The following is a 23,538-nucleotide window of genomic DNA, read 5'->3' as shown; positions in this document are numbered from 1 at the left end:
AGCGCGAACGGCGGGACGGATTAGCCTGTCGCGTTAAGCACCCGCGCCTGCTCGATCAGCAGCACCGGCACCCCGTCACGGATCGGATAGGCGACCCCGGCGGCGTCCGACGCCAGCTCCTGCGCCGCTTCGTCATAGACGAGCGGCCGCCGACTCACCGGGCACACCAATCGTTCGAGCAGCCAGGCGTCGATCATTGCAAGGTCACGCGATCCTGCCCGTCGTGTCGCCCGAAGAATTGCAGCAGCTGGACGATCAGTTCGGCGCGCTCGGCGATCGTCTTCGTTTCGAGCAGCGCCTGTTTGGCGGCGGCGTCGAACGGCGCGATCTGCGCGATGCCGTTGACCAGGCTGGCGTCGTCGAGCCGCCCGACCGCATCCCAATCGACCGCATAGCCCTGCGCCTCGGCGAAACGCTTCGATTCGAGCTCGAGCCCGGCGCGCGCGGCGAGCGACAGATCGTCGTCGGGCGCGCTATCGAGCAATTCGGCCTCGACCTGCCGGAACGGAGTCGACACTTCGAGCTCGCGCGTGACGCGGAACAGCGATACCCCCTCGAGGATGATGTTCGAGCGGCCGTCCTCCAGCATCTCGATATCGGCGATCCGCCCGACGCAGCCGATATCGTAGAGCTGCGGGATCTTCGCCTCGGCGTCGCCGCGCGGCTGGATCATCCCGATCCGCCGGTCACGCGCCATCGCATCGGATATCAGCGCACGATAGCGCGGCTCGAAGATGTGCAGCGGCAGATGCATCCCCGGAAACAGGATCGCACCGGCCAGAGGAAAGATCGACAGCCGCGTCATGTCACCCGAACAGGACGGCGGAAAGCTTGCGGCGCTGCTGCGCCACCCACGGATCCTCCAGCCCGACCACCTCGAACAATTTGAGCAATTGCTGGCGCGCCGCGCCCTCGTTCCAGTCGCGCTCGGCGGCGGTAATCGCGAGGAACCCCTCCGCCGCCGCGTCGCGATCGCCCGCCGCCATCTGCGCATTGGCCAGATCGTAGCGCGCCTGGAGATCGTCGGGGTTCGCCGCGACCTTGGCCTCGAGCGGCGCGAGATCGTCGACCGCGGGCGCCGAGCGCGCGAGATCGAGCGCCGATTTGGCGCGCTCGATATCGGGGAGCTTGGCCAGCTCCTCGGGCAGCGCCGCGATCGCCGCTTCGGCGGCGGCGGTATCGCCCGCCGCGACCAGCGCGCGGATCCGCCCCGAAACCACCGCGGGATGATCGGGGGCCATTTCGGCGAGCTGGTCGAAGATCGACAGCGCCCGCGCGGCGTCGCCCGCGGCGAGCACTTCCTCGCCCATCGCGATCAGCGGCTCGAGCTCCGCTTCCTGTGCCTGCGCCTCGCCCTGGATCGGCAGCTGGCGCAGCAACTGATCAAGCATCACGCGGAGCTGCGATTCGGTGCGCGCGCTCGTCAGATCGGCGACGAGTTGCCCCTGGAACATCGCATAGACGGTGGGGATCGACCGCACCTGGAATTGCGCGGCGATGAACTGGTTCTTGTCGGTATCGACCTTGGCCAGCACCACGCCCTTATCGGCATAGGCCGCGGCGACCTTTTCCAGCACCGGCGCCAGCGCCTTGCACGGGCCGCACCATTCCGCCCAGAAATCGATGATCACGAGCTGCGTCATCGACGGCTCGACCACATCGCGCCGGAACGCCTGTACCGCCGCCTTTTCCGCTTCGTTCATTCCAAGGGTCGCCAAGAGCCGCTTCCTGCTAAAATCACTGCGGCCCTTATGTGGGGACGGGCCGGGGGAAGCAAACCCCCCGGCGCGCGAATCAGCGTCTGAGTGAGGAATGACGGCGCTGGAGCGCGCCTTACCCGCTCCTCCTTCTTTCCTTCTCCCCTCCCCGCTTTCTTCTCCCCCTTCTTCCCCCCTCCCTTGTTCAAGGGAGGGGGGAAAGCAGGGAAGGTTCAGAAGGCGGCGGTGATCGAGAACAAAGCGGTCGATCCGGCGATCGAGCTGCCGTCCTTGGTCGAGGAGAAGTTCGGCACGATATAGGCCGAACGACGCCGGGTGATATCGGTATCGATCCACGCCGCGCTCAACGTCAGCGGGGTGCCCTTCACCGCGAAATCGGCGCCGAGCATCCAATCCCAATAATGGCCGGTCGGCGCCGCGCTGGTGCCGTTCGGGCCGAGCCCCGGGTTGCCGTGCGAATAGCCGAGATGCGCCTTGGCGGTCAGCGGCGTCTTCGGGATCGCGGCCGACAGATCGCTCCAGACATAGAGATTGTCGTGCTTGGCGCCGGGATGATCGGGCACGCCGGTCGCATAGCTGGCGGCATTGTCATACCATTTGCCGAGCGCTTCCTGCTTGGGTGCATAAGCCACCCCGACGAGCACGGTCGCCGGCCCGGCGGTGCCCGACAGCTTCACATAAGGCTCGGCAAAGTCGGTCTTGTTCGCCCCGCCGGGGTACATGTACCAGGTGAGCCCGGCATCGACCGAGATGCCCCCGCCGAGCGACCTTTTATACCCGCCGATCAGGTCGAGCTCCATATTGGCGCCGCCGAACGTGCCCCAGCCGGCCAGGTTCGATGCCCAGGTGCTGACGTAGAAGCCGCTCTTGTGGGTCACCGTGATGCCGCCCTGCACCGCGGCATGCTTGTCGGTCTGCGATACGCCGCGCAGGCGATAATCGCTGACCAGCGCGACGCTGCCGGTGACGGTGATGTCCTTGGGCGGCGCTGTTTCCTGCGCCGCGGCGGGCGAGGCGGCGGCACCGAGCGCCAGAGCGAGAGAGAGATAGACTGTCTTCAATGGAACCTCCTTGTGAGAAGAGGCTCCTCCTGCTGCGCGATCGCCGGTGCTCTCACCGCAGGGCGGCGGGCACCGGTTGATCGGCAGCTGTTACGCTAGTGCAGCAATTTCTCCCATATATTGCTATATTGTATCGAAATGTTGCCGGATGCCCGCTCAGTGGGCAAGTGTGGCCAAACGGCCACTGTCGCCCCCCAGCAACTCGACCGGCGTGCCGCTCGCGCGACGCCGCTGGAGCCAGTCCCGCAACAGCTCGGCCGTCGTATGGTCGACCGCGGCGAGGCGGGTGACGTCGAGCCGCACCGGCTTGCCCGCCGGGACGCGATCGAGCGTGGCGGAGAGCTTGGGCAACGTGACGAAGGTCGCGGTGCCGTCGAGCGCGATACGGTGCGTCTCGCCCTCGGGCTCCTCTTCCACGCCGAGCCGCAGCCGGCGCAGGTGCGGCGCGAGCTCGAGCAGCGTCAGCCCGATGCCGACCAGCACGCCGGTCAACAGATCGGTCGCCACCACCATGATCAGCGTCGCCGCCCAGATCACCACCGGCAACGGGCCGTGATCGCGCAGCAAATGTTTCGCATGGGTGAGGCTCACCAGCCGCCAGCCGGTGACGACGAGGATCGCGCCGAGCGCCGCCATCGGAATCTCGCGCAGCAGCCACGGCAGCAACGCGACGAAACCGAGGATCCACACGCCGTGGAGGATCGCCGAGGCGCGGGTGATCGCACCCGCCTGCACATTGGCGGACGAGCGCACGATCACCCCGGTCATCGGGAGCGCGCCGGCCGCGCCGCACAGCAGATTGCCGATGCCCTGCGCGCGCAATTCCTTGTTGTAATCGGTGCGCACGCCGTCGTGCATCTTGTCGACCGCCGCCGCCGACAGCAGGGTTTCCGCCGAGGCGATGAACGCGATCGCCACCGCCGCCGCGATCACCGACGGATCGAGCCATTTCGCCCAGAAACCGCTTTCGGGGAGCGAGATCGCCGCGGTGATCGACGCGGGCACCTGCACCTTGGCGACATCGAGCCCCAGCGCGACGGTGAGCAAGGTGCCCGCCACCACGCCGACCAGCGCGCCGGGCATCAGCCGCAGCGCCGCCGGGCGCCACTTCTCCCACGCCAGCATCGCGCCGATCGTGACCAGGGCGACGATGAACGCGAGTTCGGCCGCCGCCATGTTGCTGAGCGACAGGCCGAGCAGCCGCCCGGGCATCGCGGCGAGGTTGGCCGGGCCGCTCGACAGCGGCTTGGCGTCGAACAGCACATGGAACTGGCCGACGACGATCAGCACGCCGATCCCGGCGAGCATGCCATGGACCACCGCCGGGCTGATCGCGCGAAACCACCCGCCGAGCCTGAACACCCCGGCGACGACCTGGATCGCGCCGGCGAGGATGAGGATCGGGCCGAGTGCGCTGAATCCCTGATCGCGCACCAGCTCGAACACGATGACGGCGAGCCCCGCCGCCGGGCCGCTGACCTGCAACGGCGATCCGGCGAGCGCGCCGACGACGATCCCGCCGATGATCCCGGTGATCAGCCCCTTTTCAGGCGGCACGCCGGAGGCGATCGCGATGCCCATGCACAGGGGCATCGCGACGAGGAACACGACGATCGACGCGGTAAGATCGCGCCCGAGGAATTGCAGCCGCGGCACCGATACGCCGGGCCGCGCGGACATCGCCTGGGTCATTACTCGGCCGCCTCTGCCTGGACGAAATCGGCGGCGAGGCGCTGCGCCGCGCGGACGGCGACCGGCAGCGGCTCATTCTCGCGCACCGGCAGGAAGCGCCCGGTCTCGCCGTCGAGCGCGAGCATCTGGCCGGCATGGATGTCGACGAACCAGCCGTGGAGCGCGATCTCGCCGCGCGCGATCCCCGCCGCGACCGACGGGTGGGTGCGCAGATGCGCGATCTGCACCACGACATTCTCGAGGCTCGCCGCGCGCACCGCCGCGCCGTTTTCAAGGTTGGGGTAAGAGGCGTCGAGCACCGATTTCGCCGCCTGGCTGTGGCGCAGCCACGCCGCGACATTGGGCATTCCTTCGAGCAGCTCGGGATTGACCAGCGCCTTCATCGCGCCGCAGTCCGAATGGCCGCAGACGATGATGTCGCGCACCTTGAGCGCGGCGACGGCGAATTCCACCGTCGAGGAGACGCCCCCGTTCATCGTCGCGAACGGCGGGACGATATTGCCCGCGTTGCGGCATACGAACAGGTCGCCAGCCTCGGCCTGCATGATATGTTCGGGGACGACGCGCGAATCGGCGCAGGAGATCATCAGCGCCTTGGGGCTCTGCCCCTGCGTCGTGAGCTTGGCGTAAAGCGCCTGCTGGCTCGGGAATACCTGTTTCTCGAAGCTGAAGACGCGTCCGATGAGGTCGTTCACTGGATCTGCTCCTCTTGTCATGGAGCAGGATAATTAAGCCGGCAATTTTGCTGCGACGCCGCGGAAATGTTAAATTTTGTGTCCGGGCAAATGGATAGTCGCCTCCAGCCCGTGCGGCACGCGGTTCGCCAGCGTCAATGTGCCACCCTCGGCCTGCACCGCCTGCGCCGCGATCGCCAGCCCGAGCCCGAAGCCGACCGTGTCGCGCCGCCGCGCCGGATCGAGCCGGACGAACGGCTGGAGCACCGCGACGAGCTGATCCTCGGGGATCCCGGGGCCGTCATCGATCACCCGCACCGTCACCGCCGCGCCGTCGGTCGACAGCGCGATCGTCAGCCGATCGCCATAATGGAGCGCATTGTCGACCAGATTGGTCAGCGCGCGCTTGAACCCCGAGCGACGCAGCCGAAGCTCGAGATGATCCGGCCCGACATAATCCGCCGCATGGCCCGCGTCCTGCGCATCGTCGACCAATGTCGCGCACATCACCGCCAGATCGACCGGCACGGGCGCCTCGGGATCGCTGTCGCCGCCGAGAAAGGCGAGCAGCGAGGTGATCATCGCCTCCATTTCGGCGACATCATGCCCGATCGCGTTGCGCGTCTCCGGGTCCGCCACCCCTTCGCTACGCAACCGCAGCCGCGCGAGCGGGGTGCGCAGATCGTGCCCCACCGCGGCGAGCGCCTGGGTGCGGTTGTCGATCAGCGCACGGATTCGCGCCTGCATCCGGTTGAACGCGACGACCACGCGGCGCACCTCGCCCGGGCCGTCCTCCGGCACCGGATCGACCGGATCATGCCCGACGCGGTCCGCCGCCACCGCCAGCCGGCGCAGCGGCAGCAACGCGCGGCGCAGCATCAGCCCGCCGATCACCATCAACGCGATCGCGGGGACCAGCGCCAGCGCGACGCGCTCGAACCCGAAATCGAGCCGCGCCACCGGCTCGAGCGTGCGGAAATGCAACCAGCTGCCGTCATCGAGCTGGAGCCCTCCGCTCACCGCCGAGCTGCGCCCGGGCAGGGTCAGGCGGATGCGCAGATCGCGTGTGCCGAGCGACGGCTCCCATTCGACGATCTGCCGGCGCATCTGATCCAGCGCGGGCGCGACCGACGGGACGCGCGGCGGATCGCGATCCCAGTGGATCTCGTAGCGATCGGTGGTGAGATGGCTCGCCATTTCGGGGCGCGTGCCCGGCGGGCGATCCTCGACCAGCCGGCGGCAGATGACGAGATGCTCGGCGAGCCGCCGTGCCTCGTCGTCGCGCACCGAAAACTGGCTCGCGCGCTCATACAGCAAGGTCGAGACGCCGAACTCGATCAGCATCGTCAGCAGCAGGATCGCGACGACCTGCCCGAGCAGGCCGGTCGAGGGGATCAATTTCCTCAACGGCGCTCCACCGGCACGTTGAGCATATAGCCCACCCCGCGCACCGTGACGATCGGCGCGGCATGGCCTTCGCCCGAAAGCTTGCGGCGCAGCCGGCTGACCAGCACGTCGATCGAGCGATCCGAGCTGTCCCCCAGCCGTGTGCGCGACAGCTCGATCAATCGCTCGCGCGCGATCACTCTTTGCGCATGATCCGCCAGCACCACCAGCAGATCGAATTCGGCGCCGGTGAGATCGACCACCGCCCCCGTCGGCGAGATCAGCTCGCGGCGCGGCAGATTGACCGTCCACCCCTCGAAGGTCATCACCCCCGCTTCGCGCGCGCCGGTGCCGCGATCGAGCGCCGGGCGGCGCAGCACCGCGCGCACCCGCGCGACCAGCTCGCGCACCCCGAACGGCTTGGCGATATAATCGTCCGCGCCCAGCTCCAGCCCGACGACGCGATCCATTTCGCTGGAGCGCGCCGACATGAAGATGATCGGCACGTCGCTTTTCTGGCGCAGCGCGCGGCACAGATCGATCCCGCTGGTGCCGGGCAGCATGATATCGAGCAGGACGAGATCGACCGGCCCCGAATCGAGCGCCAGCCACATTTCCGGCGCGGCGGAGGCGGGGCGGACGACAAAGCCGTTTTCCTGCAATGCGCGCGCGGTGAGCATGCGCAATGCCGGATCGTCCTCGACGAGCAGGATAACAGGGGCGGTCATCGTGCGTGGGCCTAATCGCGAACGGGCCGCGCGGTCAACGTGACGACAATCGAACAGGGGGGGGTTGGCAAGCCCGAAATCCGCTGCTAGTGGCCGCGCCTCACCCGCCCGGAAGCTTCCGGGCCAGGCGCCAGAGCGGGCGTAGCTCAGGGGTAGAGCACAACCTTGCCAAGGTTGGGGTCGAGGGTTCGAATCCCTTCGCCCGCTCCAGTCGCGATGCGACGGCCGATCGAAATTTCAGCGTAAAATCAACGATCAGCGCGAATGCCGCGATCGCCGGACATGAGTCGGCCGCCGACGCATGGGCGCCGGCGGCCGTGAGATCCGGCTTACCAGAAGAAGTTGCGGATCACGTCGACGACGATGCCGCGGCGATAATCGATCAGCAGCACGTCGTTATAATGCCGCACCCAGCGGGTGTAGGGCCGCGCCGGCGGCAGGCGATAGCGCCACGGATCGGCGATCCAGTAACGCTGACCATAATAATTCGGCGCGATGCGGACACCCGCGCGGAACGATTGATAGCGGAACGGCGCATTCCAATTGCCACGGGCATAGAGCGAGCGATTCTGGTCGCGCCAGCGGCGCCAGTCGTCGCGCGCCCAGACGCGGTTGCGGTCCTCGCGCAGATCGCGTCGCGCATCGCGCAGGTCGCGCTCTTCGCGGCGGACATCGTGCCGGTCGCCATAGCGCCGCGCCTGATCCAGCTCATATTGCTGCTGGCGGACATCGCGCCGATCGCGGCGCAGATCGTCGTTGGTCTGGGCCGAGGCAACCGCCGGGAACGCCGTCGCCGCCATCAGCACGCCGATGATCAACTTGCGCATCTCTTTCTCCTTTTACTCGCTGGCGCACGGCACAAAGCCGCGTCGCCACATCCGGTTTATCGGCGGGTGGCGCTGAACCGGCCAGGAACGGCGCGGTCAGCAACGAGCAAGGTAACGAAATCGCTGTATAATATTGCGTCGGCCGAGCGCACGGCGACGCGCGCCGATGCCGCGCGAACGGCATCGGCGGCACATTGGCCGGCTATTACGAAATCCCGTCGTTACGGCGTGTCGCGACCGCCGCCGCCGCCACCCGGCCCCATCGCGCCGACCGTGCCGATATTGCCGAACAGATCCTGGAAGAAGCCACGGCGCCGGCCGAGCGTCGGGGTGGTCTTCTTCATCGGGGTGATATCGGCGATCTGGTCCATCCCCGAACGGCGCACCGCGCTGACATTGCCGTTGCGATCGAAGCTGATCTGCATCGTCAGCTGATCGTGCGCCTTGGGCTTGTTGTACGCATAATTGCGGCTGTCGCGCGAAATATAATACCAGTCGCCCTGGTTGAACTGCGCAGCGAAGGTGGGATGCCCCAGCGTGGCGAGCACCGATTCGCGATTGTCGACCCCGGGCTGGATCGCATTCACCAGGTCGGCGTCGACGATATAGCCCTGATGCGACCGGAGCGAGGTGCAGCCGGAAAGCGCGATCCCGGCAGCAAGCGCGACGATCAGAAAGGGTTGGCGCATGGATACTCCGCGAACAGTGAACCCAACCGGCACATTGCGTCCGCGGGCGAACGCCTCAATATGCCGGGGCGAACATCGATACAAGGCAAGGACAAAAGCAGGCGTGGGATTCCTCGACAGGTTCCGCAGGACATCGCGGCAGGACGTGGCGGCGGTGCCGCTCTATCAGGCGGTGGTGGCGCGCGCGCGCCAGCCGCATTGGTATCTCGACGGCGCGGTGCCCGATACGCTCGACGGCCGGTTCGACATGGTCGCGGCGGTCACCGCCTTCGTGCTGATGCGGATCGAGGACGAGCCCGCCGCGGCGCAGCTCGTCGCCGATCTCACCGAGCGGTTCATCGACGATATGGATGCGCAGATTCGCCAGATCGGCTTCGGCGACATGGTCGTCGGCAAGCAGGTCGGGCGGATGATGGGGATGCTCGGCGGACGGCTCGGCGCCTATCGCACGGGAGTCAGCGACGGCGATCTCGCTACGCCGCTGCGGCGCAACCTCTATCGCGGCGTCGATCCGGCGCCGGCGGCGGTCGCGTATGTCCGCGATCGCCTGCTCGATTTCCACGCCGCGCTGAAGGCGGTGCCGCTCGACGCGATCGAGCGCGGGGAATTGCCGTGAGCGCCCCCGAATTCTCGCGCCCCGAACGACTCGACACGATCGGCGAGGCGCCGCGTACCGTGACGATCGAGGCGGATATCGACGAGCGCCGCCGCGTCGCCGGCCGCTTCGGGCTGATCGCAGTCGAGCGGCTCGCGGCGACCTTTGCGATCCGCCGCGACACCGCCGGGGTGATAGCCGACGGACGGGTGACCGCGGCGGTGACGCAGGCCTGCACGGTGACCGGCGATCCGCTGCCGGCGACGATCGACGAGAAAGTGACGCTGCGCTTCGTTTCCGCCGGCACATCCGAGGAAGAGGTCGAGCTGGGCGAGGAATCGCTCGACACGATCGAGATCGACGGCGGCGCGATCGATCTGGGCGAGGCCGCGGCGGAGACGATGGCGCTGTCGCTCGATTCCTATCCGCGTGGGCCCCGCGCCGCCGAGGCGCTGCGCGAGGCGGGGGTGGTCGACGAGGGGCAGAGCGGCCCGTTCGGCGCACTCGCCGCGCTTAAGGACAAATTGGGGAAGCAATAACAGCCTCCTCTCACCGTCATGCCGGGCTCGACCCGGCGTGACGATCTGGAGCTAATCCCGATCCGGCCCGAGCGACGCATCGACGTCGCGCGGGCGGACGAAGCGCGTGAGCTGCGCGCGGCCCGGCGCGGCATCTGCCCAATGATCGATATCGAAGCTGAGTTCGGCGAGCGTCGCGGTGGGGTATTTCTCCTCCACCTCCTCGCGCAACCCGCCGCCTTCGGGCACGAGCAGCAGCACGAGATCCTCGAGCCCCGGGTTATGCCCGATCAGCATCAGCCGATCGGCGTCGGCCGGGGTTTCGCGCACCACATCGAGCAATGTCGCCGAGGATGCGAGATACATCCGCCGATCCCACGCCGGATAAAGCGGCGCGCCATAGCCGGCCGCCACCGCCTCGATCGTCTCCACCACCCGCACCGCGGGCGAGGCGACGACGTGATCGAACCGCAGCCCGAGCGATTTCAAATGCCGCCCCATCGTCTGCGCGGCGCGGCGCCCCTTGGCGTTGAGCGGGCGATCGAAATCGCGCGCGACCGGATCGTCCCACCCGGACTTGGCGTGGCGCAGCAGCGTCAGCGTCTTCACGGGCGGGCAAACTCCGGTCTTCTCAAATCTCGGGAGCCGCGTCATGCCCCAGACGCGCGCCGGAGGAAAGACGCTCCCGCACCCGCGCGATCGCCTCGTCGAGCGGAACGCGCGCGATCGCCACCCCCGGCGGGAAGGCGGTGAGCAGCCGCGAGGGCATCGCCGCCGACAACAGGACGAAGGCGCCGCGATCCTGCGCCGAACGGATCAGCCGCCCGAACGCCTGCGCCAGCCGCGCGCGGACGATGCGGTCATCATAAGCGCTCCCCCCGCCCGCCAGCCGCCGCGCGGCGTGGAGCACGCTCGGCTTGGGCCACGGCACGCCCTCCATCACCACCAGCCGCAGCGAATGGCCGGGCACGTCGACCCCGTCGCGCAACGCATCGGTGCCGAGCAACGAGGCATGCGGATCGTCGCGGAAGATATCGACCAGGGTGCCGGTATCGATCGGATCGACATGTTGCGCGTGGAGCGGCAGCCCGGCGCGCGCCAGCCGGTCGGCGATCGCGGCATGCACCCCGCGCAACCGGCGGATCGCGGTGAACAACCCCAGGGTGCCGCCCCCCGCCGCCTCGATCAGCCGCGCATAGGCATTGGCCAGCGCGGCCTGGTCGCCGCGCTTCACATCGGTGACGATCAGCACCTCGGCGGCGTCGGCATAGTCGAACGGGCTCGCCGCCTCGAAGCGGGTCGCGGCGAGCGCGAGATGCGGCGCCCCGACCCGCGCCTCGGCGGTCGCCCAGTCGCCCCCCGCGGTCAGCGTCGCCGAGGTGACCAGCGCGCCATGCGCCGGACGCAGCACCGTTGCGGCGAACGGCCGGGTCGGATCGAGCCAGCGGCGGTGGAGCCCGATATCGAATTCGCGCCCCTCGATGCGATCGACCGCGAGCCAGTCGACGAAATCGGCATCCGCCGGCCCGCCGACCCGCGCGAGCAGCGAGAGCCATGCCGCCACCGTCTCGGCGCGCCAGCCGAGCGAGGCGATCGCGCCCTCGACTCGTGCGCGCGCCGGGCCGTCCATCCAGTCGGGCGCCTCGTCGAGCACCGCCTCGAGCCGCTTGCCGAGCGTGACGAGCGGGCGGAGCAACGCGTCGAGCGCCTGCGCGGCGGGCGCGGCGGCGTCGATCAGCGCCGGGGTCGGCGCGGCGATCTCGGTCTCCAGCCCGTAGCCCGCGTCGCCCGGCTGTTCGGCGCGGGCATAGACCAGCCCGCGCACCGCCGCGAGCAACGCCTCGATCGGGCCGAACGGCGCGCCTTCGGCGACGCGCCCGATCCAGCCGTCGCTCGCCAGCGCCTGCGCCGCATTGACCGCGTCGCCGATCGCGCGGCCGCCCGCTTCGTCATAGCTCGCGACATCCGACAATCGCGCCGCTAGCCCGCGCCGCCGCCCGCGGCTGCCGCCTTCGGGGCCGAGCAGCCAGCGGCGCAGCTCGATCGTCTCCTGTCCGGTCAGCGCGGTGGCGAACATCGCGTCGGCGGCGTCGAACAGATGATGCCCCTCGTCGAACACATAGCGTGTCGGGCGAGTCGCCGCCTCGCGGCCGCGTGCGGCGTTGACCATCACCAGCGCGTGATTGGCGATGACGATATCCGCCTCGACCGAGGCGCGCGACGCATGTTCGATGAAGCATTTCCGGTAATGCGGGCAGCCGGCGTAGATACATTCGCCGCGCCGGTCGGTCAGCGCCGCGGTGCCGTTGCGGCGGAACAAGGTGACGAGCCAGCCGGGGAGATCGCCCCCGACCATATCGCCGTCGGCGCTATACGCCGCCCAGCGCGCGACGAGCTGCGCCAGGATCGCCGCGCGCCCTGTAAAGCCGCCCTGTAGCGCATCCTCCAGATTGAGCAGGCAGAGGTAATTCTCGCGCCCCTTGCGGGTGACGACGCGCGCCCTGCGCACCGCCGGATCGGGGTGGAGCCGCGCGGTCTCGTGCGCGAGCTGGCGTTGCAGCGCCTTGGTATAGGTGCTGATCCATACCGCGCCCTGCGCCTGCTCGGCCCATAGCGACGCGGGGGCGAGATAGCCCAGGGTCTTGCCGATCCCGGTCCCCGCCTCGGCGAGCACGAGATTGGGCGAGTCGCGGGTGACGCGCGGGGCGAAGGCGCCCGCCGCCGCCTCGGCATAGGCGCGCTGCCCGGGGCGCGGTTCCCGCGTCGCGCCGGTCAGCCGGGCGAGCCGCTCGTCCACCTCCTCGCGGTCGAGCGTCACGACGCGCGGCATCGGGCGCGGCGCGGCTTCGTCCCATTCGGGGAGGCGGGTGAACAGCCAGCGCTCCGCGCCGCGCGGGCGCGCGATGCGATCGGCGAGCAAAGGCGCCCACGGCCAGCGCAGCCGGAACAGCGCCTGCACCCCGGTCCACGCCCCCTCGCGCTCGGGCCAGTCGCCGTCGGGAATCGCCAGCAGCCGCGCGGCGGCATCGCGCAGGAACGGCGCGACCGCGGCGTCGTCGGCGGGCACGTCGAGCCCGGTCGCGGCGGCGAGCCCCTTGGGCGTCGGCACCATGAAGCGCGCCGGGCGGAGGAAGGCGAACAATTCGAGCAGATCGAGCCCCGACAGCTCGGCATAGCCGAGTCGCTGCCCGATCAGCGGCGCGTTGAGCAGGATCACCGGGGTATCGGCGGCGATGCGGATCGCCTCGCCGCGGCCGATCGCGCGCACCTCCCCCTCATGCGCGATCCACACGCCCGAATGGCTGGCGTGAAGCGCGGGGTAAGGGGCAAAGTTCACGAAGTTCACACGTGTGCGATTAGAACATAGCGGCAACCCGCACCACCCCGGCATGCGCCCGCCCTGGCGAAGGCCGGGGCCCAGTCGCGAACGGCTCGTTGCTGGACCCCGGCCTTCGCCGGGGTGGAGAATTCCCGGCAGGCGATAGTCTCGCTGCACCGATCATGCACCTTGGGGTGGATTCCCGACCCCCTGTGTGCTTTAGGCCGCCCGTTTCCTATATGGTGAGGCCACGCATCCCATGAACATCCATGAATATCAGGCGAAGGAACTGCTCGCCAAGTTCGGCGTCCCCGTTCCGGCGGGCTATGCCGCAATGACGGTCGACGAAGCGGTCGAAGCGTCGAAGAAGCTCCCCGGGCCGCTCTACGTCGTCAAGGCGCAGATCCACGCCGGCGGCCGCGGCAAGGGCAAGTTCAAGGAATTGCCGGCCGACGCCAAGGGCGGCGTCCGCCTCGCCAAGACCGCCGAGGAAGTCCGCGCGCACGCGACCGACATGCTCGGCAACACGCTGGTGACGATCCAGACCGGCGAGCACGGCAAGCAGGTCAACCGCCTGTACATCACCGACGGCGTCGACATCGCCAAGGAATTCTACCTCGCGGTGCTGGTCGATCGCGCCACCGGCCGAGTCGCCTTCGTCGTGTCGACCGAGGGCGGGATGGATATCGAGACCGTCGCGCACGACACGCCGGAGAAGATCCACACCTTCGACGTCGACCCCGCGACCGGCTTCATGCCGCACCACGGCCGCGCCGTGGCGACCGCGCTGGGGCTGACCGGCGATCTCGCCAAGCAGGCGCAGAGCCTCGCCGGCAAGGTCTATGACGCCTTCCTCGGCACCGATGCCTCGCAGATCGAGATCAACCCGCTCGCGGTGACCGACGACGGCAAGCTGATGGTGCTCGACGCCAAGGTCGGCTTCGACGGCAATGCGATGTTCCGCCACAAGGATCTCGCCGAGCTGCGCGACGAGACCGAGGAAGATCCGGCCGAGCTGGAAGCCTCCAAGTACGACCTCGCGTACATCAAGCTCGATGGCGACATCGGCTGCATGGTCAACGGCGCCGGGCTCGCGATGGCGACGATGGACATCATCAAATTGAACGGGATGTTCCCGGCCAACTTCCTCGACGTCGGCGGCGGCGCGACCAAGGAGAAGGTGACCGCGGCGTTCAAGATCATCCTCAGCGATCCCGCGGTGAAGGGCATTCTCGTCAACATCTTCGGCGGGATCATGCGCTGCGACATCATCGCCGAAGGCATCGTCGCCGCGGCGAAGGAAGTGAACCTCTCGGTGCCGCTGGTCGTCCGCCTCGAGGGCACCAACGTCCAGCAGGGCAAGGAAATCCTCGCCAACTCGGGGCTCGCGATCGTTCCCGCCAACGATCTGGGCGATGCGGCGAAGAAGATCGTCGCCGAGGTCAAGAAGGCCGCGTGATCCGTTCCGCCGCGTCGTTCCTCTCGGGGCGACGCGGCGGATACAATGCCGGCAAAAGGTCGTCGCAAGTGCGGCGGCCTTTTTTGTGTCCCCGCCTTCGCGGGAGCACAAAGTTGTTGGAGCGTCGTGCTTTCCCACTTTCCACCCCGGCGAAGGCCGGGGTCCAGCCGTGCGCCGATCGTAACTGGGCCCCGGCCTTCGCCGGGGCGGATCACATTTTTCACACTAGCTTTAGAATCTCTTATCCTGCCCTTTTCGGGCGAAGGGGGTGCGTCCTATCTGCCGTGCTGCGGCACGGCCTTCCTTACGGCAACGCCGCATTTTTCGATCTCGGTACGGTTACGCCAGCGCAACGAATTTCGCATGCACGCCGTTTGCCGCAGCATGATATTACGCGACTGAACCGCGCCAGCGCCCCGCCCCATCTCCCGCAACGGACGTTTGGGCTGGACTTGCGTCGATTCTGCTGCATTAGCGAACCACTGTTCGAAAATCGCGCCAATGGAGATGCTGCCGATGAAGGTGCTGGTGCCGGTCAAGCGCGTGCTTGACTATAACGTGAAGCCCCGCGTGAAGGCGGACGGCTCGGGCGTCGACCTCGCCAATGTGAAGATGTCGATGAACCCGTTCGACGAAATCGCGGTCGAGGAAGCGATTCGCCTCAAGGAAAAGGGCGTCGCGACCGAGATCGTCGCGGTCTCGATCGGCGAAGCCAAGGCGCAGGAAACGCTGCGCACCGCGCTGGCGATGGGCGCCGATCGCGCGATCCTCGTCCAGACCGACGAGAAGGCCGAGCCGCTGGCGATCGCCAAGATCCTCGCCAAGATCGCCGGTGAAGAGCAGCCGGGGCTGATCATCCTCGGCAAGCAGGCGATCGACGACGACAACAACCAGACCGGCCAGATGCTCGCCGGGCTGCTCGGCTGGGGCCAGGGCACCTTCGCCTCCAAGGTCGAGGTGTCGGGCGAGACGGTCAAGGTCACCCGCGAGGTCGACGGCGGGCTCGAGACCGATTCGTTCAAGCTGCCGGCGATCGTCACCACCGATCTCCGCCTCAACGAGCCGCGCTATGCCTCGCTGCCCAACATCATGAAGGCGAAGTCGAAGCCGCTTGGCGTCAAGTCGCCGGGCGATTACGGCGTCGACGTGACCCCGCGCCTCACCACGCTCAAGGTGGTCGAGCCGCCGAAGCGCACCGCGGGGGTCAAGGTTGCCGACGTCGACGAACTGGTCGCGAAACTCAAGGCGATGGGAGTTGCCAAGTGAAGACGCTCGTTTGGGTCGAACATGACGGCGCCACCGTCAAGGATGCCACGCTTTCCGCGGTGACCGCCGCGTCGAAGCTGGGCGAGGTTCATCTGCTCGTCGCCGGCCAGGGCGTCGGCGCGGTGGCCGAGCAGGCCGCCAAGATCGCCGGCGTGGGCAAGGTCCATGTCGCCGACGACGCCGCCTTCGCGCATGCGCTGGCCGAGAATGTCGCGCCGCTCGTCGCCGAGCTGATGGCAAGCCACGACGCCTTCGTCGTGCCCGCGACCAGCAACGGCAAGAATGTCGCGCCGCGCGTCGCCGCGTTGCTCGACGTGATGCAGATCAGCGACATCCTGTCGGTCGAAGGGCCGGACACCTTCACCCGCCCGATCTACGCCGGCAATGCGATCGCGACGGTGCAGACCAAGGACGCCAAGAAGGTGATCACCGTGCGCGGCACCGCCTTCGAAAAGGCGGCGCCCGAGGGCGGTTCGGGCGCGATCGAGGCGGTCGCCTCGACGGGGGACAAGGGGCTTTCGACCTTCGAGGGCCAGGAAATCGCCAAGTCCGAGCGGCCGGAGCTGACCTCGGCCAAGATCATCGTCTCGGGTGGTCGCGCGCTGCAGAACAGCGAGAATTTCCACGCGATCATCGAGCCGCTCGCCGACAAGCTCGGCGCGGGCGTCGGCGCAAGCCGCGCGGCGGTCGACGCGGGCTATGTGCCCAACGACTATCAGGTCGGCCAGACCGGCAAGATCGTCGCGCCGGAAGTCTATATCGCGGTCGGCATCTCGGGCGCGATCCAGCACCTCGCCGGGATGAAGGATTCCAAGACGATCATCGCGATCAACAAGGACGAGGACGCGCCGATCTTCCAGGTCGCGGACATCGGGCTGGTCGGCGATCTGTTCAAGGTGGTGCCCGAGTTGACGCAAAAGCTCTAAGCTCGTGGAGCGAAGCTCCACGGGGGTGCCCAAGCGGAGCGAGGGCATAGAGCCACGGCCGGCCGGCGCCGCCACAGCGGCGTCCGACGACGCGGGACTTGCTCCCGCGTCGGCCCCGGATCGAAAGGGCGACGCCTCACCCGAGGCGCCGCCCTTTTTCGATTCCCGTTTCCTCCTCGTCATTCCCGCGAAGGCGGGAATCCATCAACGCTGGCGGCGCGATTCTATCGCTGAGGTCTGAGTGAATGGATTCCCGCCTTCGCGGGAATGACGGGAGGGGGGGAGGCCAGCACCTGACCACTGGCACGCGCCGCATTCCGCGCTAACCTTGCGCTCATGCTTCTCGCCCTGCTCCTCGCCGCCGCTGCCCCCGCCGCGCAGCCCGCACCGCCGCCGCCTGCGCCCGCCGCCAAGCAATGGCCGATCAAGGAAGGCGATTTCGTCATCCGCGATTTCGCCTTCCGCTCGGGCGAGACGCTCCCGAGCCTCAGGCTTCACTACACCACGCTCGGCACCCCGCATCGCAACGCGGCGGGGGAGATCGACAATGCGGTGATGGTGCTCCACGGCACCGGCGGCACGGGGAAGCAATTCCTCCAGCCGCAATTCGCCGACGAGCTCTACGGCCCCGGCCAGCCGCTCGACATCACCCGCTATTTCATCATCCTTCCCGACAATATCGGGCATGGCGGGTCGTCCAAGCCGTCGGACGGGCAGCGGATGGCCTTCCCGCGCTACGATTATGACGACATGGTCGCCGCGCAGCACCGGCTGCTCGCCGAGCATTTCGGGATCCGCCAGATGCGGCTGATCATGGGCACCTCGATGGGGTGCATGCACGCCTTCGTATGGGGCGAGACCTTCCCCGATTTCTCCCGCGCGCTGATGCCGATGGCGTGCGAGCCGGTGCAGATCGCCGGGCTCAACCGGATGTGGCGCCAGCTCGCGATCGATTCGATCGAGAACGATCCGGCGTGGAACCGCGGCAATTATACCGCCCAGCCGGCGCAGGGCGTGCGGGGCGCTGCCTCGCTGCTGTTCATCGCCGGTGGGGCGCCGCTCTATCTCCAATCGACCTATCCGACACGCGACGCGGCGGTCGCCTATGCGCGCGAGAAGGTCGCCGCGTCGATCAAGGGGATCGATGCCAACGATCTGATCTATCAGCTCGATTCGTCGCGAAACTACGATCCCTGGCCCAGGCTGGAGGCGATCCGGGCGCCAATGCTGTGGATCAATTCGGCCGACGATTTCATCAACCCGCGCAACCTCCCCTTCCCCGAGGAAGCGGTGAAGCGGATGCCCGACACCCGCTTCCGGCTGATCGCCGAGACCGCCGACACCCGCGGACACGGCACGCATACCTGGGCGAAATTCTGGAAGAACGATCTCGCCGGGCTTCTGGCACGCACCGCGCCATGACGCTTGCCGCGCCGCACCGGGTTTTCTAACCGCGCGGTCATGCGCGTTCTCGCCCTGCTCGCCGCCCTTCTCCTCGTCGCCCCGGCTGCCGCGCAGCGCGCCGACCGGGCGAGCCCGGGGTTCGTCCGGGTGCGGCTGGAGACCGCGCTCGGCAATGTCGTCCTCGCGCTCGATGCGAAGCATGCGCCGGTCTCGACCGCCAATTTCATGCGCTATGTCGACGACGGGCGGTTCGACGGGATCAGCTTCTATCGTGTCGCGCGGAGCAAGCAGGCGCCGCAATTCGGCTTCGTCCAGTCGGGGATCCGCACCGACGCGCGGCGCTTCCTCGATACGATCGCGCACGAGCCGACCAACAAGACCGGGATCCGCCACCTCGACATGACGATCTCGATGGCGCGGCGCGGCGAGCCGGGATCGGCCAACGGCAATTGGTTCATCACCGTCGGCGCGATGCCGTCGATGGACGCCTCCCCCGGCCACCCCGGCTATGCCGCCTTCGGGCGAGTGGTCGGCGGGCAGGACGTGGTGCGCCGCATCCTCGCCCAGCCGACCGGCGGCGGGATGGGGGGCACGATGCTGATGAAGCCGGTCTACGTCCGACGCGCAGTGCGACTCGACGGGACGCCCAGGCCGACCGGGCGCCCGCGCCCGTGGCTGATCGAGGGGCGCAAGGACGGATGATGCGCCGCCGCCTGATCGTCACCGGGCGGGTGCAGGGCGTCTATTATCGCGACTGGTTCGTCGCGCGGATGCGTGCGCTCGGGGTGAGCGGCTGGGTGCGCAACCGGGCGGACGGTTCGGTCGAGGCATTGGTGGAATGCCCCGAACACCTGATCGAGGCGGTCATCGCCACCGCGCGACAGGGCTCGCCGCCGTCGCGCGTCGATGAGGTCGCGGTCAGCGTCGACGCCTCCGACGAGCCGCTGGAGGGTTTCCACCGCCGCTCGACCGCGTAAACCCCTCCCCCCCGATGAAGAATCACCCGCGCGGCGCGACCGTCTCGATCGCGGGGCCGTGCGACGGCGGCGCGGCATTGGCCTGATAGGCGATCGTCAGCCCCCATATCGCGAGCACCGCGGTGACGATCCACGTCCCGAGCGCCCCGGCGGCGCGCAGCGGGTTGGGCGCGGGGCGCGCCATGCCGAGCGGATGGAGCAGCCGCGCGACGACGAATATCGCGGTGAGCGTCCACAATAGCAGCGACGGGCCGCGCGCCAGCTCGATCAGCGCGGTGAGAATCACCACCAGCGGCGCATATTCGGCGAAATTGGCGTGCGCGCGCATCCCGGCGAGCATTTCGGGCTTGCCGCCGTCGCCGATCGACACGCCCCCCATCCGCCCGCGCACCAGCCGCAGCCCGAGCCACAGATTGATCAGCCCGGCGGCCGCCGCCAGCACCAAGGTCACCGGAAGCATCATCATTCGCCCCTCCCTTTATTCCCCGTCTGTTAGCCCGATCCACGGGGGCATATTCCATCCTTACGTCATTCGCGCGAAGGCGGAAATCCATTCGCGCCGGGGGTGCGGCGCGATTCGCGCGGCGCGGCCGACATGAACCCCCGGCCCCGGCGCGGACAAGGCGACCGGATGCGGCGACGCCGGATTCCGCCGCGGGAATTTCGCCATTCGCGCGCGCGGCTTGCAACGCGAGGATAATCCGCTATAGGCGCGGGGCTTCGCGATGCGCCCGGCCGCCCGGCGCGGCCGGCGTATGTATATACGTCGGTTGCGTCTCAGTCGTTCTGGGCGAATCGCCTCCTTTTGAACTGAATACGGATCAAGGTGCCGCGATGGCCGTCCCCAAGCGAAAAACTTCTCCTTCCCGCCGCGGCATGCGTCGCGCGCACGATGCGCTCTCGGTCGAGGCGTTTCAGGAATGCCCGAACTGTGGCGAACTGAAGCGTCCGCACAATCTGTGCCCGGCATGCGGCCATTATAACGGACGCGAAGTCGTTTCCGTCGAGGGCTGATAGCCCGGCCAACAGGGGGGTCGCCGGTTGATGTCCGACAGCTCGTGGATCGCCGTCGATGCGATGGGCGGTGACGAGGGATTGTCGGTCATGCTCGCCGGCGTCGCGCGCGCGCGCCGTCGCTTCGAGGGGATGAAATTCCTTCTCGTCGGCGACGAGGCGGCGATTCGCGACGGGCTGAAAAACCACCCCAATCTGAGCAGCAATGCGGAGATCGTCCACGCGCCCGACATCGTCGGGTCGAGCGAGACGGCCGGCCGTGCGCTGCGCCGCGCCAAGACCACCTCGATGGGCATCGCGATCGACTGCGTGAAGCAGGGTCGCGCGGGCGCCGCCGTGTCGTCGGGCAACACCGGCGCGCTGATGGCGATGGCCAAGCTCGCGCTGCGCACGATGCCGGGGATCGATCGCCCCGCGCTCGCCGCGCTGCTGCCCTCGCTCGGCGCGAACGACGCGGTGATGCTCGATCTCGGCGCCAATACAGAGTGCGATGCGCGCAACCTGATGCAATTCGCGGTGATGGGCGCGGCCTATGCGCGCACGATGCTCGATCTCGAAAGCCCGCGCGTCGCGCTGCTCAACATCGGCAGCGAGGATCAGAAGGGCACCGAGGAGATTCGCGACGCCGCGCAGGGCCTGCGCGCCGCGACGCATCTGCCGCTGCGCTTCACCGGGTTCATCGAGGGCAATCAGCTGTCGCGCGGCGATGTCGACGTGATCGTCTGCGACGGCTTCTCGGGCAATATCGCGCTCAAGACCGCCGAGGGCACCGCGCGCTTCGTCGCGGACCTGCTGAAGCGCGCCTTCACCTCATCGGTACGCTCGAAGATCGGCTTCCTGATCTCGCGCCCGGCGACCGAGCTGCTGCGCGATCATCTCGATCCCAACAATCACAATGGCGCGGTGTTCCTCGGGCTCAACGGGCTGGTGGTGAAGAGCCACGGCGGCGCCAACGAGCTCGGCGTGGCGACCGCGATCGGCGCCGCGGCCAAGATGGTGCAGGCCGATCTCGCGCGGCGCATCGCGACAGACCTCGGCAATTTCGAAAAGCAGACTTCATGATCAGAAGCGTCATCACCGGAACCGGATCGGCGCTTCCCGCGCGGCGCGTGTCGAACGCCGAAATGGCGGAGATGGTCGATACTTCCGACGAGTGGATCGTCGAGCGCACCGGGATCCGCTTCCGCCACATCGCCTCGCCCGACGAGACCACCGCGACGCTGGCGACCGACGCGGCCAAGGCGGCGCTCGCCGCCGCCGGGGTGCATGCGCAGGAGATCGACCTGATCGTCCTCGCCACCGCGACCCCCGATCAGACCTTCCCCGCCACCGCGACCAAGGTGCAGGCGGCGCTGGCGATCGACGATTGCACCGCGTTCGACGTCGCCGCGGTGTGCTCGGGCTTTCTCTATGCGGTGCAGGTGGCGGACAGCATGATCCGCGCCGGCGGCCACGCCAAGGCGCTGGTGATCGGCGCCGAGACGTTCAGCCGCATCCTCGACTGGGAGGATCGCGCGACCTGCGTCCTGTTCGGCGACGGCGCCGGGGCGATCGTGCTCGAGGCGCAGGACAGCGCCGACGAGGGCGGGCGCGGCATCCTCGCCACCCGGCTCCACGCCGACGGGCGGCATAACGAATTGCTCTATGTCGACGGCGGCCCCTCCACCACCGGCACGGTCGGCAAGGTGCGGATGAAGGGGCGCGAGGTGTTCCGCCACGCGGTGGTCAATCTCGCCACGGTGATGGGGGAATCGCTCGTCGCCGCCGGCCTCTCCGCCGACGATGTCGACTGGGTCGTGCCGCACCAGGCCAATGCCCGCATCCTCGACGCGACCGCGCGCAAGCTCGGCCTGCCCGCCGAAAAGGTGGTGATGACGGTCGATCGCCACGCCAATACCTCCGCCGCGTCGGTCCCGCTCGCGCTCGATACCGCCGTGCGCGACGGGCGTATCGTTCCGGGACAGATCGTCGTCCTCGAGGCGATGGGCGGCGGTTTCACCTGGGGCGCCTCGGTCGTCCGTTTCTGAAACGGGACGACTCCCATAAAAACAAATTACTTTCTGGCGACGAACCAGGGTGATAAACTTACAATATTGGTCATCTATTCCTGGGGGGGAGTGAGGCTGGAATGAGTGATGCGGGAACCTTGACGCGTGCGGACCTGTCCGAGGCACTGCACCGACAGGTGGGATTGTCGCGAGCCGATTCAGCACGAATGGTAGAGCAGGTGCTCGATCTTTTGTGCGATGCGCTGGCGGCGGGGGAAAATGTCAAGATATCGGGCTTCGGCACTTTTGTCTTGCGCGATAAAGGCGAGCGGATCGGGCGAAATCCCAAAACCGGCGTCGAGGTGCCGATCGCACCACGCCGCGTGCTCACCTTTCGCGCCAGCCAGATGATGCGCGATCGCATCGTCGCAGCGGGGTAGAGTGACGGGACCGGACGCCAAGGCAGCGGGTGCATTTCGGACGATTGGTGAAGTCGCGGCGGCCACCGGCTTGCCGCAACACGTCCTCCGATATTGGGAAACGCGCTTTCCCCAATTGCGCCCGCTGACCCGCGCCGGCAACCGCCGCTATTACCGGCCCGACGATGTCGCACTGGTCGAGCGGATCGACCGGCTGCTCAATCACGACGGCTATACCGTGAAGGGCGTGCAGAAATTGCTCGCGAGCGAAGGCAAACGAGCGGCCACGCCGTCCGTCCCGTCGCTGCGTGCGGTGCGCACGATGCTGCAGCAAGCGCTGGATTACGACGCCGCCGTCTGAGGGGCGTGGTGTGTCGTGCGTCATCCCAGCGGAGGCTGGGATCGCGGGCCGTTGGCGCGACGCCTGAGGCACGAGACCCCAGCTTGCGCTGGGGTGACGGTCTATTTTACCCCCCGTCATGCCAGCGAAAGCTGGCATCTCCCTCGGCACACGCGACGGTGCAACATGGGCGGCTGGACCTATTTCATGACCAACAAGCCGCGCGGCGTGCTCTACATCGGGGTGACGGCGCATCGCGCAGCGCGGGTCGATCAGCACCGGCGCGGGGCCGGGTCGTCATTCTGCCGGCGCTATGGGCTGACGCGGCTGGTGCTCGCCGAACCCCATGACACGATCCTCGACGCGATCGTGCGCAAGAAGGCGCTCAAAGCGTGGAAGCGCGACGGGAAGATCACGCTGATCGAGGCGACGAAGCCGCGGTGGGACGACCTGTTCGACCTGATCGCTTGAGAGAACCCGTCGCCCCAGCGCAAGCTGGGGCCGCGTGCCGCAAGCGATGCGATCAGAACCTGTCCAG

28 protein-coding genes and 1 tRNA gene are annotated in these 23,538 nt (G+C 68.1%); 15 read left to right on the top strand and 14 right to left on the bottom strand.

What is annotated here, in order from left to right:
- Positions 1-20 precede the first annotated feature (20 nt).
- The 8 genes from NED98_RS15185 to NED98_RS15150 all read right to left on the bottom strand — a co-directional run bounded on the left by NED98_RS15185 (position 21) and on the right by NED98_RS15150 (position 7,259).
- Complete coding sequence (locus tag NED98_RS15185) at positions 21-197, bottom strand: Trm112 family protein (RefSeq protein WP_265313554.1); 177 nt, start codon at positions 195-197, stop codon at positions 21-23.
- The gene (locus tag NED98_RS15180) at positions 194-805 is read right to left on the bottom strand and encodes an LON peptidase substrate-binding domain-containing protein (RefSeq protein ID WP_265313553.1); all 612 of its coding nucleotides are present in this window, start codon (positions 803-805) and stop codon (positions 194-196) included. Before NED98_RS15180 ends, NED98_RS15185 begins: the two co-directional genes overlap by 4 nt.
- Before the next feature lies 1 nt (position 806).
- Positions 807-1,703, bottom strand: coding sequence for a tetratricopeptide repeat protein (locus tag NED98_RS15175; protein WP_179513795.1), 897 nt, complete (start codon positions 1,701-1,703; stop codon positions 807-809).
- A 227-nt stretch (positions 1,704-1,930) separates the two neighbouring features.
- Positions 1,931-2,779 carry a TorF family putative porin gene (locus tag NED98_RS15170; RefSeq protein WP_179513054.1) on the bottom strand — a complete coding sequence of 283 codons (849 nt, stop codon included), beginning with the start codon at positions 2,777-2,779 and terminating at the stop codon, positions 1,931-1,933.
- Positions 2,780-2,935: 156 nt separating this feature from the next.
- A complete protein-coding gene (locus NED98_RS15165) occupies positions 2,936-4,471 on the bottom strand; it encodes a SulP family inorganic anion transporter (protein WP_265313552.1) in 1,536 nt (511 codons plus the stop codon).
- Positions 4,471-5,166, bottom strand: coding sequence for a carbonic anhydrase (locus NED98_RS15160; protein WP_179513052.1), 696 nt, complete (start codon positions 5,164-5,166; stop codon positions 4,471-4,473). The genes NED98_RS15165 and NED98_RS15160 overlap by 1 nt, the downstream gene beginning before the upstream one ends.
- A gap of 69 nt (positions 5,167-5,235) precedes the next feature.
- Positions 5,236-6,489 carry an ATP-binding protein gene (locus NED98_RS15155; protein WP_179513794.1) on the bottom strand — a complete coding sequence of 418 codons (1,254 nt, stop codon included), beginning with the start codon at positions 6,487-6,489 and terminating at the stop codon, positions 5,236-5,238.
- A 59-nt stretch (positions 6,490-6,548) separates the two neighbouring features.
- Entirely contained in the window at positions 6,549-7,259 is a 711-nt protein-coding gene (locus tag NED98_RS15150) for a response regulator (RefSeq protein WP_179513051.1), read from the bottom strand.
- A gap of 135 nt (positions 7,260-7,394) precedes the next feature.
- Between NED98_RS15150 and NED98_RS15145 the strand changes: the two genes are divergently transcribed.
- Positions 7,395-7,469: transfer RNA gene (locus tag NED98_RS15145), tRNA-Gly, on the top strand.
- A gap of 119 nt (positions 7,470-7,588) precedes the next feature.
- Here NED98_RS15145 and NED98_RS15140 read toward each other — a convergent pair.
- Positions 7,589-8,086 carry an RcnB family protein gene (locus NED98_RS15140; protein WP_265313551.1) on the bottom strand — a complete coding sequence of 166 codons (498 nt, stop codon included), beginning with the start codon at positions 8,084-8,086 and terminating at the stop codon, positions 7,589-7,591.
- A gap of 221 nt (positions 8,087-8,307) precedes the next feature.
- On the bottom strand, positions 8,308-8,775 hold the full coding sequence (locus NED98_RS15135) for an outer membrane protein assembly factor BamE (RefSeq protein WP_179513049.1): 468 nt from the start codon (positions 8,773-8,775) through the stop codon (positions 8,308-8,310).
- A gap of 103 nt (positions 8,776-8,878) precedes the next feature.
- Between NED98_RS15135 and NED98_RS15130 the strand changes: the two genes are divergently transcribed.
- Both NED98_RS15130 and NED98_RS15125 read left to right on the top strand, forming a co-directional pair.
- Positions 8,879-9,391 (top strand): ubiquinol-cytochrome C chaperone family protein, encoded by a 513-nt coding sequence (locus tag NED98_RS15130; RefSeq protein WP_265268765.1) that lies wholly within the window; start codon positions 8,879-8,881, stop codon positions 9,389-9,391.
- Positions 9,388-9,909: a YceD family protein gene (locus tag NED98_RS15125; RefSeq protein ID WP_265313550.1), complete on the top strand. Its 522-nt coding sequence runs from the start codon at positions 9,388-9,390 to the stop codon at positions 9,907-9,909. Before NED98_RS15130 ends, NED98_RS15125 begins: the two co-directional genes overlap by 4 nt.
- Positions 9,910-9,960: 51 nt before the next feature.
- Here NED98_RS15125 and NED98_RS15120 read toward each other — a convergent pair whose 3' ends face one another.
- Both NED98_RS15120 and NED98_RS15115 read right to left on the bottom strand, forming a co-directional pair.
- Positions 9,961-10,497: a histidine phosphatase family protein gene (locus tag NED98_RS15120; RefSeq protein ID WP_179513046.1), complete on the bottom strand. Its 537-nt coding sequence runs from the start codon at positions 10,495-10,497 to the stop codon at positions 9,961-9,963.
- A gap of 22 nt (positions 10,498-10,519) precedes the next feature.
- Positions 10,520-13,225, bottom strand: a complete 2,706-nt coding sequence (locus NED98_RS15115; RefSeq protein WP_265313549.1) for an ATP-dependent DNA helicase — start codon at positions 13,223-13,225, stop codon at positions 10,520-10,522.
- 241 nt (positions 13,226-13,466) lie between these two features.
- On the opposite strand from NED98_RS15115, the gene sucC reads away from it, so the two are divergent.
- Positions 13,467-14,666 (top strand): ADP-forming succinate--CoA ligase subunit beta, encoded by a 1,200-nt coding sequence (gene sucC, locus NED98_RS15110; protein ID WP_179513044.1) that lies wholly within the window; start codon positions 13,467-13,469, stop codon positions 14,664-14,666.
- 275 nt (positions 14,667-14,941) lie between these two features.
- On the opposite strand, the gene NED98_RS15105 is transcribed toward sucC, so the two are convergent.
- Positions 14,942-15,205, bottom strand: coding sequence for a hypothetical protein (locus tag NED98_RS15105; protein WP_179513043.1), 264 nt, complete (start codon positions 15,203-15,205; stop codon positions 14,942-14,944).
- Here NED98_RS15105 and NED98_RS15100 point away from each other — a divergent pair.
- The 5 genes from NED98_RS15100 to NED98_RS15080 all read left to right on the top strand — a co-directional run bounded on the left by NED98_RS15100 (position 15,183) and on the right by NED98_RS15080 (position 19,239).
- Positions 15,183-15,932: an electron transfer flavoprotein subunit beta/FixA family protein gene (locus NED98_RS15100; protein WP_265313548.1), complete on the top strand. Its 750-nt coding sequence runs from the start codon at positions 15,183-15,185 to the stop codon at positions 15,930-15,932. The genes NED98_RS15105 and NED98_RS15100 overlap by 23 nt on opposite strands.
- Positions 15,929-16,858 carry an electron transfer flavoprotein subunit alpha/FixB family protein gene (locus NED98_RS15095; RefSeq protein ID WP_179513041.1) on the top strand — a complete coding sequence of 310 codons (930 nt, stop codon included), beginning with the start codon at positions 15,929-15,931 and terminating at the stop codon, positions 16,856-16,858. Before NED98_RS15100 ends, NED98_RS15095 begins: the two co-directional genes overlap by 4 nt.
- 336 nt (positions 16,859-17,194) lie before the next feature.
- Complete coding sequence (locus NED98_RS15090) at positions 17,195-18,280, top strand: alpha/beta fold hydrolase (protein WP_179513040.1); 1,086 nt, start codon at positions 17,195-17,197, stop codon at positions 18,278-18,280.
- Between the two features lie 39 nt (positions 18,281-18,319).
- A complete protein-coding gene (locus NED98_RS15085) occupies positions 18,320-18,964 on the top strand; it encodes a peptidylprolyl isomerase (protein WP_265313547.1) in 645 nt (214 codons plus the stop codon).
- Complete coding sequence (locus tag NED98_RS15080) at positions 18,964-19,239, top strand: acylphosphatase (RefSeq protein ID WP_265268770.1); 276 nt, start codon at positions 18,964-18,966, stop codon at positions 19,237-19,239. Before NED98_RS15085 ends, NED98_RS15080 begins: the two co-directional genes overlap by 1 nt.
- 22 nt (positions 19,240-19,261) lie before the next feature.
- On the opposite strand, the gene NED98_RS15075 is transcribed toward NED98_RS15080, so the two are convergent.
- Entirely contained in the window at positions 19,262-19,705 is a 444-nt protein-coding gene (locus tag NED98_RS15075; protein ID WP_349293267.1) for an MAPEG family protein, read from the bottom strand.
- A gap of 368 nt (positions 19,706-20,073) precedes the next feature.
- Here NED98_RS15075 and rpmF point away from each other — a divergent pair, with 368 nt between their 5' ends.
- The 6 genes from rpmF to NED98_RS15045 all read left to right on the top strand — a co-directional run bounded on the left by rpmF (position 20,074) and on the right by NED98_RS15045 (position 23,471).
- Positions 20,074-20,253 (top strand): 50S ribosomal protein L32, encoded by a 180-nt coding sequence (gene rpmF, locus NED98_RS15070; RefSeq protein WP_179513037.1) that lies wholly within the window; start codon positions 20,074-20,076, stop codon positions 20,251-20,253.
- Positions 20,254-20,283: 30 nt separating this feature from the next.
- Complete coding sequence (gene plsX / locus NED98_RS15065; RefSeq protein ID WP_179513036.1) at positions 20,284-21,315, top strand: phosphate acyltransferase PlsX; 1,032 nt, start codon at positions 20,284-20,286, stop codon at positions 21,313-21,315.
- On the top strand, positions 21,312-22,280 hold the full coding sequence (locus NED98_RS15060) for a beta-ketoacyl-ACP synthase III (protein ID WP_265313546.1): 969 nt from the start codon (positions 21,312-21,314) through the stop codon (positions 22,278-22,280). Before plsX ends, NED98_RS15060 begins: the two co-directional genes overlap by 4 nt.
- 101 nt (positions 22,281-22,381) lie before the next feature.
- Positions 22,382-22,681 (top strand): integration host factor subunit alpha, encoded by a 300-nt coding sequence (locus tag NED98_RS15055; protein ID WP_179513034.1) that lies wholly within the window; start codon positions 22,382-22,384, stop codon positions 22,679-22,681.
- Between the two features lies 1 nt (position 22,682).
- Positions 22,683-23,021, top strand: coding sequence for a MerR family transcriptional regulator (locus NED98_RS15050; protein ID WP_179513033.1), 339 nt, complete (start codon positions 22,683-22,685; stop codon positions 23,019-23,021).
- A gap of 165 nt (positions 23,022-23,186) precedes the next feature.
- The gene (locus NED98_RS15045) at positions 23,187-23,471 is read left to right on the top strand and encodes a GIY-YIG nuclease family protein (RefSeq protein WP_265313545.1); all 285 of its coding nucleotides are present in this window, start codon (positions 23,187-23,189) and stop codon (positions 23,469-23,471) included.
- Positions 23,472-23,538 lie beyond the last annotated feature (67 nt).

The sequence above is a fragment of the Sphingomonas lycopersici genome, assembly GCF_026130605.1.
Classification (GTDB): Bacteria; Pseudomonadota; Alphaproteobacteria; order Sphingomonadales; family Sphingomonadaceae; genus Sphingomonas; species Sphingomonas lycopersici.
This window is presented reverse-complemented; position numbering and strand designations above follow the sequence as displayed.